The organism is Ruegeria sp. AP12 (assembly GCF_056540025.1).
Genome location: NZ_JBQFVZ010000079.1, coordinates 1 through 1,205, shown reverse-complemented (window position 1 = coordinate 1,205; position 1,205 = coordinate 1). Strand labels below are relative to the sequence as shown.

The 1,205-nt window shown below is 59.0% G+C and carries 2 protein-coding genes and 1 pseudogene; 1 reads left to right on the top strand and 2 read right to left on the bottom strand.

Annotation, left to right across the window (positions count from 1 at the left end):
• Nucleotides 1-213, bottom strand: a 213-nt coding sequence (locus ACR0E6_RS21365) for a BolA family protein (RefSeq protein ID WP_480587073.1), incomplete at its 3' end; no start/stop codon positions are given.
• 107 nt (nt 214-320) lie between these two features.
• On the opposite strand from ACR0E6_RS21365, the gene ACR0E6_RS21360 reads away from it, so the two are divergent.
• Nucleotides 321-947 carry a J domain-containing protein gene (locus ACR0E6_RS21360; protein WP_171122553.1) on the top strand — a complete coding sequence of 209 codons (627 nt, stop codon included), beginning with the start codon at nt 321-323 and terminating at the stop codon, nt 945-947.
• Between the two features lie 12 nt (nt 948-959).
• Here the strand turns inward: ACR0E6_RS21360 and ACR0E6_RS21355 are convergent.
• Nucleotides 960-1,205: pseudogene (locus ACR0E6_RS21355) on the bottom strand (hypothetical protein); the annotation flags it as partial.

Genomic DNA, 1,205 nt, shown 5'->3' with positions numbered 1-1,205 from the left:
AACGTCGCCCAGTGCCTTGTGAACGGCGCGATGTCGCGCTACCCGAGATTGGCCTTCGAATGCGGCGGCGCGGATGCGGACGTTGAAATGGCTCTCGCCACCTTCCTGAAACCCTGCATGACCCCGGTGGCTTTCGCTGTCATCCACCACCTCAAGCTCACGCGGATCAAAGGCGGCCTGCAGTCGGGTTCGGATTTCGTCGGTCACAGTCATTTTTACGCTCAACGGCAAAAAACTTGCCGCTCCCCTCTTCTACTTTCGGCTGCTTAGACTAAACTGCTGCCTCCGAGTCGAGAAGATGCGTTCTTAAGGATCACAGCATGACGAAATCAGACCCTTTCGGATTCGATATGTCCGTCTCCAACGCCAAGAAAAAGAACCCGCGCGGGCGTCGGGGGATGTCGGGCGCGTCTGAGACATCGGTGCGAATCTGCGACCACGAAGGCTGTGAAGAGGCGGGCAAATTCCGCGCGCCCAAAGCGCCGGACGTGCTGGACGATTTCTTCTGGTTCTGCCAGCAGCACGTGCGCGAATATAACCAGAAATGGAACTTCTTCGACGGCACGACCGAGGCTGAACTGAACGCGCAGCGATCCAAGGATAAAGTGTGGGAGCGCGAGACCAAGCCCATGGGCGACCCCGAAGCGCGCGCATGGGCCCGTTTGGGCATCGAAGACCCGCATCAGGTTCTGGGCGCGAACGCCACCAAGAACCCCGGCCGCACGTCGGGCGGTGGCGGCCGCCGTCTGCCCCCCACGGAACGCCGCGCGATTGAGATTCTGGAAGCCAATGACAGTTGGACCAAAGCCGAGGTGCGCAAGGCCTACAAGAAACTGATCAAGGTGCTGCACCCGGACATGAACGGCGGCGATCGCAGCCAGGAAGAACAGTTGCAAGAGGTCGTCTGGGCCTGGGATCAGATCAAGGACAGCCGGAACTTCAAATAATTCGGCAGATCGTCAGAACAAACCTTGCAATGCGCTGGCTTCGGCCCGCTTGAGGCAACGCAGCCGCGTTTGTTGCCTTGACCTGTTGCTTTCCAGTTCGGGAAACAGCGCAAGCAATTCGGCGACGTCCTCGCGCTGAAAGGACTTCAGCGCGCGATCCCCAAGAAACAGGCTTTCGCTGCGCAAACCGTGGGAAGTCAGAATGGCGTGTTCCTCGCAGGGGATGTGATAATACGTCACCGGCTTATCTGGTTGTAC

What these genes read in the sequence shown, in the direction of transcription:
- ACR0E6_RS21360 (WP_171122553.1), top strand. Translation starts at nt 321, where the DNA reads ATGACGAAATCAGACCCTTTCGGATTCGATATGTCCGTCTCCAACGCC.